Genomic DNA, 8,003 nt, shown 5'->3' with positions numbered 1-8,003 from the left:
GGCGGTGCCTATCGCACCATGACCGGCGCGCTTGGTGGCGTTGCCAGCACGGTGGGTTCAACGGCACAGACGGCTGCCCAAGTGGCAGCCCCCAATCTTGCTGACGTGACCGATCCGTTCGCCTCGGTGGAGCAGTCGATCCGCGGGGCCACCGGCGGCAACGACCCGGCCGCCCTGCGCGATGCGGCGGTCGCCGCCGTGCGTGCCGCCGTCACCGGAAACGAGCAGCAGGCAGAGGATGCCCGCGAGCGGGCTGCCCAGGCCATCGCACGGGCGCAGAACGTGCCGGTCGAAGAGGCACGCACCCAGGTCCAGCAGTACGAGCAGCAGTATCGCCAGTCCGTGGAGCAGGCACAGCAGCAGGCGACGGAAGCCGCGGATGCAGCCGCCAGTGCGGTGTCCTACAGTGCTCTGTTCGGCGCCATCGGCCTCATCCTGGGTGGCATTGCCGCCTGGTTCGGTGGGCGCATGGGCGCGGTTGAGCCGACGCTTACCGCACGCATGGGGCTGAACCCGCTGCCCAGCGGCCCCCTCGGTCGCACGACCACCACGACCACTACCGGCACGACCACGTCTGGAAATCGCACCACTCGGACTTAACATCAATCTTACATGGCCGGACCGGCATGTTGTTAAGCTGCTCCGGCTCGGCCTGATTGGACGTTGTTGAGGCCTGTGAGCTTTCAACTCGACATGGCGGTTCGGTCATTGAGTTCTAAACGCTCAATGGGCGGTTTAGTTCAGTCGTCGCAACATGTTCCAGCTTGTAGCAGTGTGGACCATGATCATTACGCTCGGCAGCCACTCATGGTCATGACTAGATGACACCAGCTTGCAGATTTCTCGTGCCGGTCTGGCACGTTCTGCCAGTGAGCATCTTCCTCCTGCCGCCACCCGTTTGGGCGCAGGATATCGCAACTGCCGGATCCCAGGGGCTGCTGCCGCGCGTTCCGGATTGGCTGGAGATCTGGCTGCACGGAGCGGCTCGTGGCATCGAGTTCGTCGGTGTCGCGGTCATTGTGCTTGGCGCCGTTGCCGCCACCTTGCATTACTTGTGGCGGCTGCTGCGCTCTGGCAGTTCGACTGTCGTCTACGACGCCTTTCGGGCCAGCCTAGGCCGCGCCATCCTACTTGGCCTAGAGTTCCTGGTGGCGGCCGACATCATCGGCACCGTGGCGGTTGATCCTACGCTTGAGAATCTTGGGGTCCTAGCTGTTATTGTGCTGATCCGAACCTTCCTCAGCTTCTCGCTCGAGGTCGAGATTCAGGGCCGCTGGCCCTGGCAGCAGGTACCAGGTCAGAAGGCAGGGCCGAAACCGCCAGAACGCAACGCGTGAAGGAAAAGGTGGTGGAGGGCCAGCAACGGCAGGAACTGGAGACTACCGATCGTCGCACCACCTTGGCGGCGGATCGAACCGTGTTTGCCGCCGAGCGCACCTATGCTGCCTGGGTACGTACCGGCCTTGCCGCACTCGCCAGCGGTGTGGGTGCGCGCAAGCTGCTGGAAGGGCATGTCCCGGAGTGGACCATCCTGCTAGGTGGCACGGTGCTGGTGCTGCTCAGCGCGTTCAGCTTCGGGGCAGGTGTCTGGCGGCAGGTGCTGCATCCCGGGTCCCTGCCACCAGAGGGCGACACCAAGCGGATCTATCCGCCGATCCTGATCACCGTGAATGCTGCCCTGGTCATAGTGGCATTCAGCGCCCTGATCGGGATCTGGACGGGGTAATCTGGCCAGGGCTAGGTTCTGTCGCCAAAGCTGGTGAACGGGTGACGTGATCGCATCTGGGCTGGGTGAGGATACGCACCCTGCTGACGGACGTGATGTGGATCCGGCTCAAGCCCCTGTTGCCGCCGCAAGAACCTAGGACCGGGCGGCCCTCGATCGACCATCGCAGGTTCATCGAGGCCGTGCTTTGGCTGGCTCGCACCGGCTCGGCTTGGCGGGACCTGCCGGCTGAACTGATGAACTGGCGTACGGCTTGGCGTAGGCTCCAGCGCTGGACCCAAGCCGGCATCTGGAGCCGCATTCTGGGTGGCTTGCGAGCCGTGGCAGCGGACGCTGGTTGGCAGGTGCACATGCTGGATAGCACCGTTATCCGCGTCCATGCCTGTGCCGCAGGAGCACGTAGGTCGGCAGGCGAGCAGGCACTTGGCCGATCCCGCGGTGGCTTCTCGACCAAGCTGCATCTTCGCGCCGATGCCCATGGCCGACCGGTGGCGTTGCATTTGACCGGAGGCGAGCGTCATGATCTGCTGGGCGTGGAGCCCTTGTTTGAACAGGCAGCCTTGCGCACCGGTCGGCGTGGCCGGCCACGCTGAAAGCCGGCGGCCGTGATCGCCGACAAGGCCTATTCCGCGGCTTGGCTGCTCGACGCCCTGCGGCTCAAGCGGATCGTCCCGATCATCCCGAACCGGATGGACCAGCCACACAACCCCGACTTCGACCGCACGACCTACCGGCAGCGCAACCGGATCGAGCGTCTGGTCGGCAAGCTCAAGCAATTCCGCCGCGTCGCGACCAGGTACGACAAGCTCGCCACCCACTACCTCGCCTTCGTCCAGATCGCTTCACTGATGGTCTGGCTGCGCAGCTTCGGCGACACGACCTAGGCCCGTGATGATCAGAATCGTGCTGGCCGACGCGATGTGCGTCGGCTCTTCCCGCTGCTACCGTTTCAGAAGCCCAGGACCGGGCGGCCCGCGCGCGATCATCGGCGCTTCATCGAGGCCGTCCTCTGGCTGGCCCGCACTGGAGCATCCTGGTGCGACCTCCCGGAGACCTCATGAACTGGCGGACCGCCTGGCGCCGTCTACGACGCTGGACCGCCGCCGGGATTGGGGGCTGCATCGTCGCAGCGCTGCGCGGATGGCGTCGGACGCGGGCTGGAACGTGCGCTCGACGCCCACCATCTCGCCTTCGTCCAGCTCGCCTCGACCTTGATTTGGCCACCATGCCGTGACGCCGCCGCAAAGCGGCGGTAGCAATCACAAATAATGCAAATGTGGCGCCGGACGATTTGACAATTTCTGGGAATTCTCGCTCTTGTAGTGTTCAGATGCGATTCTGGGAGTATAGTCTTGCATTTCCCTTATGTGGGCTCTGGCCCTTATTGCTATGCAAATTCTTTCGCGATGATGCTCGGGGAGGACGCGCCGTCAACGGCTGTGATTGAGTTCGTGACCGGTAGCCCGTTCGGCATGCAATTGACCGGCGGCTCCGTGCCATTCTTTGATCCGTACGGCTGGACCCCAGAAGCCGGCTTTGACAAGGCGCTGGCTGCGTTAGGGTGGATGTCGACAATCAGGAAGGGAAAGAATGCGACGGATGCTCTCAAGCAGCTCATAGCGGCGCTCAAGGCAGGGCCGGTCTGGGTCGGCCCGTTAGAAATAGGGCATTTGCGGCACCAGCCGGGCAAGACGGGACCGATCGGTGCTGATCATTATCTCGTTGTCCTCGCCGCTGATGACACGCGTGTTCTGATGCACGACCCGCAAGGCTATCCCTACGTGACACTGCCGCTGGCCGATTTCATGGCAGCATGGCGAGCCGAGACAATCGGCTACGGCGAGCCGTTCACGATGAGAACAAATTTCAGGCGCGTGAGAGAGGTGCGAGCGGACGAAGTGATCCGGGCATCGTTGCCCACCGCAATACAATGGCTGTCGATGGAGGGCGATCGCGAGGTGGCGCCGGGAAGCCTTGGCAATGGTGAAGCCGCCGAGCGGTTGGCGGCACTGGTCGAGGCGGGCTGCGATGACGAATTGCGGGGGCACCTGATCCACTTCGCGGTGCGCGTCGGTGCCAGGCGTCTGGGGGATGCCGCGACATGCCTTGCACGTGTGGACTACGTCAATGCGGCCCGGATCGCTGCGGAACAAGCGCAGTTGGTCGGATCGATGCAATATCCTTTAGCCACTGGCGATGACGCTGCCGCAGCATCCGCAGTGCGGGCGCTTGCGCTCCCATATACTCAATTACTGTCCGCATTGTGTTGATGGCTACAAGCCCAGCCTTTGGCGACAGAACCTAGTCTGCTCGAAGTGCGGCAGTCGCCGCACGAACCGGCTCACCATCGCCATGGCGCCCAGGTGATGGCCATCTACGGGCGCCTCGCCCGCCTTCACGAGCTTCCGTCGCCCACTCGCATCGAGGCTTGGTGCTACCACTGCCAGCGGGGCTCCCCGATCAAGGACGTATGAGTGCAGAAGTACGGACGGGATAAGACGCTGCCGGCCCTGGAGCCACGGCTGAAGTGCCAGATGTGTGGCGGACGGGGGAGGATCAGGGAAGAGATGAGCTGTTCGTCATAATAGAATGGTCCATGCAAGCGGCGTTCTAACTCACATGTAGTTTGCAACTTTAGCTACTCTTGCACTGTTTGCAGGCAGCTTACGCTTCGTGGACTAGTGTGGAAGATGTTGATCCTTGTAGTCGAGGACGAAGGCATGGTCGCCATGGCCATTGAGCGGGCCCTGAAGGTCGCAGGGCATCGCGTGCTCGGTCCTACCGACAATGTCGAGCATGCGCTCCGCCTGTGCGAGGCGCAGCGGCCCGACGTTGCCCTGATCGACCTGAGCCTCAGGGATGGTGGGGATGGTCGGGTGATCGCGCGGCACCTGAAGGAGCAGTATGACACACCGGTGTTCCTCCTGACTGCCCAGGCCGCCCAGGCGCGTTCAGAGACGCATGTCGCTTGGGGCGTGGTCCGCAAGCCCTATGATACTGGCAGGCTGCCGAGGCTGATCGAGTTCGTCGCTGAGATGCTACGGGGGCATCAGCCAGAGCCACCTCCGGACGTCGAGATCTTCATGCTACCGGATCACCAGCGCTAAGCACTTGCGGAACTTGGTCATCGTCTTGTGGTTCTGTCTGGACCTGCCTCCTTGCGAGGCCACGTTCTGAACGGAGGATGATCATGGACGAGGACCGCGTCGAGGGCGCTGCGAAGAAGATCAAGGGCTCGGTGAAGGAAACCGTCGGCAAGGCCACCGGCGACGCCAAGACTGAAGCCGAGGGCAATGCCGAGAAGAACGAAGGGCGCATGCAGAACGCTGTCGGCGGTATGAAGGACAGCATCCGCGAGGCTGTCGGCAAGAAGTGAGTACAGGCCGCCTGAGTGCTGAATCTTTGGTGCTAGGCGGTCATGCTCCCGCTCAGTCGCCTCGTCCCGTCGGACGCTGCCTGGGCGGGACCACCGGTAAAGCAGGTAGCCGGCTGCGCCGAACGAGGCAGCGTTGGCGCTGGCCCACAATGCCATTTCGGTGAAGGCACATTGGCCCCTTGGCGCGCCGCTCAGCTGGTCGTCGCCGGTTCTACGGCCGCAACAAGCCTACTGCATCTACGGGCCATGCCGGTAGCGGATCACTCGTTGCGCTAGGGTGAGTGGCGGCTCAACCCCTAGCTCGGGCCGCTCCTTTGGCCCCACACCTTGTCCAGCCGCTTTGCCACCGCTGCAGCAATGAACTTTTGCGTGAGCGCGTCCTTCTCGACCGCAATGATCTTGCTGTCTCGGATGGCCTCCAGCGCACGGACCTCCAGCGCGTCATCCCCTGCAGCATCAAGCAGCCTGTCGAACTCCTTTAGGATCTTTCGACGCTCCGCCATGCGCCACTCGTCGATGAAGTCAAACTGGTTTAGCCGTTCAAACTGAGACATGGAGGCGGGCTTTGCATGGTGGTGCGTCGTGGCGAAAGCCGAAGCACGTGCACTGGTTCCGTCGCCAAATATAAGCCGACCATTAGTGACTAGCGTTGAGACTGTTGTGGGATCTTTGGCGGGTGCGGCGGGTTGAGTGGCATATTCCAGTTCTTGGAAGATGTTCCATGCCTGACGATCACCCACCTCCGCGTGCGCCTGCATCAATAAGCCACGACACAGACCCCGCATCTGCCGATGACATCGCGCGCCTGTTTGACCAAGTGCTGGTGCCCGAGTTGCAGCCCGGCGACATCGTGATCATGGACAATCTCGGCAGCCACCAAGGCGCCGGTATATGCGCAGCGATCGAAGCCGTCGGCGCCAGGCTGCTCTACCTGCCGCCCTACAGCCCCGGCTTCAATCCGATCGAGAACGCCTTCGCCCAGCTCAAGGCCATCTTGCGCAAGGCCGCCGAACGCAGCGTCGACGGCCTGTGGGCTGCCATCGGTGCTGCCGTGAGTGCCTTCAGCCCGCAGGATGCGCCAACTACTTCGCCGCCGCTGGCTATGACGCTGATGCAGCCTGATTGGAAAATGCTCTAGCTCGCAAACGGCAGCTGGTAGGCGATCCGGGTGGACAAGCCCAGCTGCTGGGTCTCGGGCGAGGCCGAAGCGGTCTGCCGGATGCGGCCCAGGTCAGATAGCACTTGCTGTCATACCAGCCATAGCCGCCGGCAAGGGCACCGGAGACCAACCAGCTGCCCAGCTGGCGCTTGACCAGCAGGCCCGCCAGCACCCCGTCACCACGGGCACTGCCGGCCCCCCGGCTTGGCGTTCAGCGAGCTATTCTCGTAAGCCAGCGAACCGCCGACGAACTAGCCATCGGCGATCTCCTTCTGCCCCCCCCGCCTGAAGCGGCACCGAGCGCTCGTCGAAGCCTAGCTGATCGCCGCTGGCCTTCCGGTCGCTTCCGCACCCGCTCGTCCGCACCCAGCCGCAGTCCCGCTCGTGCTGCTGAGTGCCGTCACCTTCGAAGACCAGGCAGCTGTTCATGGCCGCCACGAACCGCTGGTTGGCGCCATGACGGGATGCGCCGATGGCGCTCAAGGTCTGGCCGGACAGCCCGTTCAGGGCCTGGCCGTAGCTGGCGCTGTCGATGGACGCCTCGTTGGCCAGCTGGCGGAACCGGTGGCGAAGCTGCCCGGTTCTCGCCGTCCATAGACGCTGCAGATGGGTCTCCTGGCTCTTCTGCCCGTCGCTCAAGCAGTCGTCGTCGATGTGGAAGTCGGCGGACGGGGTGACCGCGACCGACTGGTCATCCGAGCCCAGCGACAGCATGAAGGTGAAAAGGTGGCTGGACAGCACCAAGGCCCTGGTCGAGACCCAGCGCATCGCCCGCGGACAGCACCGTGACTGGGGTGGGCGTGAGCGTCAGGGGATGAATTGCACCGTGCCGGCCAGATCCACGTCGCCCGTCACCTCCAGGAGATCGGCCGTACCTGCCACATGGGTCCGTGTCGACCGCCAGCTGGTCAGCGGAGGTCTGGATCAGATCGCCTATTAGAGTTGTCGCCTTGACGACAGGCAAAGTCATTTGTGCTTCATTGATTTGGTTAACTACCGACTGACTGTCAAGATATTTATGAAGTATTTCCCGACGCTCCTGATGCGGGTTTATGAGATCTCGGGGTAGCTGTATGGGGTGATCCTGCCGCTCGCCTCCAGCCGGGCGATCCGCAGCTCGGTCAAGCCGAGGCGCCCCTCCAGCTCCGCTGTTGGTCACCCCTAGAGCTGAAGTCGAGCAGGACAGAGGCTAATGGAAATCTCGAAGAAACACAGAGATTTTAATGAAGCTTCCTTTCTTCAAATATACCTTGCGCACTTGTGGAAGTGGTAATGCTCGTAACCATAGCCCTATGGATTGTTAGGTCAGCATCATTAAGGACCATGTTTTGGTGTCTGGCGGAAAGACACTTGCAGTTTTGCTCGCGGCATCTGCGCTTCTGGTCACAACTGGCAGTTTCAACACAGGCGATCCCACGGGAACCTGCACATGCGATCCTGTCACGCCAAGCAGAAGGGCAATAACGGCTGGGGCAATGGAGGCGCCGACGGCACCAACCTCGGCAGCGGTGAGGATAGTACCAGCCAACAGCAGTAAGTCCGCTGATGACTTCCGCTGAGTACTCGGCAGGGCGAACTTGTGTGCCTTGTGCATCAGAGTATGACAGTCAGATCCACCTTACGCGAGTTCGCCCACTGAAGCCACCTTGATCACCCTCCCGGCTGCTGGGCTGTCATCACCATCACGGTGACGACTGCCAGACCTGCTCCTGATGGCTGCTCCCGCCGGCAGAGGTCTTTCT

At 62.6% G+C, this 8,003-nt stretch carries 8 protein-coding genes and 3 pseudogenes; 9 read left to right on the top strand and 2 right to left on the bottom strand.

Going from position 1 to position 8,003, the window contains the following annotated elements; genetic code table 11:
- From EQG76_RS30585 to EQG76_RS30550, 8 genes and pseudogenes are all read left to right on the top strand, one after another.
- Positions 1–600, top strand: a pseudogene (locus tag EQG76_RS30585) (hypothetical protein); the annotation flags it as partial.
- Between the two features lie 269 nt (positions 601–869).
- Positions 870–1,337 carry a DUF1622 domain-containing protein gene (locus EQG76_RS30580; protein ID WP_200841266.1) on the top strand — a complete coding sequence of 156 codons (468 nt, stop codon included), beginning with the start codon at positions 870–872 and terminating at the stop codon, positions 1,335–1,337.
- Positions 1,334–1,726, top strand: a complete 393-nt coding sequence (locus EQG76_RS30575) for a YidH family protein (protein ID WP_159718999.1) — start codon at positions 1,334–1,336, stop codon at positions 1,724–1,726. Before EQG76_RS30580 ends, EQG76_RS30575 begins: the two co-directional genes overlap by 4 nt.
- Before the next feature lie 71 nt (positions 1,727–1,797).
- A pseudogene (locus EQG76_RS30570) lies at positions 1,798–2,610 on the top strand (IS5 family transposase).
- A 36-nt stretch (positions 2,611–2,646) separates the two neighbouring features.
- The gene (locus tag EQG76_RS30565) at positions 2,647–2,787 is read left to right on the top strand and encodes a transposase (RefSeq protein WP_159718998.1); all 141 of its coding nucleotides are present in this window, start codon (positions 2,647–2,649) and stop codon (positions 2,785–2,787) included.
- A gap of 345 nt (positions 2,788–3,132) precedes the next feature.
- On the top strand, positions 3,133–3,996 hold the full coding sequence (locus EQG76_RS30560) for a hypothetical protein (protein ID WP_200841265.1): 864 nt from the start codon (positions 3,133–3,135) through the stop codon (positions 3,994–3,996).
- A gap of 420 nt (positions 3,997–4,416) precedes the next feature.
- Positions 4,417–4,833 (top strand): response regulator, encoded by a 417-nt coding sequence (locus tag EQG76_RS30555; RefSeq protein WP_159718997.1) that lies wholly within the window; start codon positions 4,417–4,419, stop codon positions 4,831–4,833.
- An 83-nt stretch (positions 4,834–4,916) separates the two neighbouring features.
- On the top strand, positions 4,917–5,102 hold the full coding sequence (locus EQG76_RS30550; protein ID WP_159718996.1) for a CsbD family protein: 186 nt from the start codon (positions 4,917–4,919) through the stop codon (positions 5,100–5,102).
- A gap of 296 nt (positions 5,103–5,398) precedes the next feature.
- Here EQG76_RS30550 and EQG76_RS30545 read toward each other — a convergent pair whose 3' ends face one another.
- Positions 5,399–5,842, bottom strand: a complete 444-nt coding sequence (locus EQG76_RS30545; RefSeq protein WP_159718995.1) for a hypothetical protein — start codon at positions 5,840–5,842, stop codon at positions 5,399–5,401.
- Between the two features lie 71 nt (positions 5,843–5,913).
- On the opposite strand from EQG76_RS30545, the pseudogene EQG76_RS30540 reads away from it, so the two are divergent.
- Positions 5,914–6,224: pseudogene (locus EQG76_RS30540) on the top strand (transposase); the annotation flags it as partial.
- 256 nt (positions 6,225–6,480) lie between these two features.
- On the opposite strand, the gene EQG76_RS30535 reads toward EQG76_RS30540, so the two are convergent.
- Positions 6,481–7,029: a hypothetical protein gene (locus tag EQG76_RS30535; RefSeq protein WP_159718994.1), complete on the bottom strand. Its 549-nt coding sequence runs from the start codon at positions 7,027–7,029 to the stop codon at positions 6,481–6,483.
- Positions 7,030–8,003 lie beyond the last annotated feature (974 nt).

Origin of the sequence: Geminicoccus flavidas, assembly GCF_009806515.1 — a bacterium.
GTDB classification, from domain to species: Bacteria; Pseudomonadota; Alphaproteobacteria; order Geminicoccales; family Geminicoccaceae; genus Geminicoccus; species Geminicoccus flavidus.
Note: the sequence above shows the minus strand (reverse complement) of the source record. Positions and strands in the feature narration are given on the sequence as shown.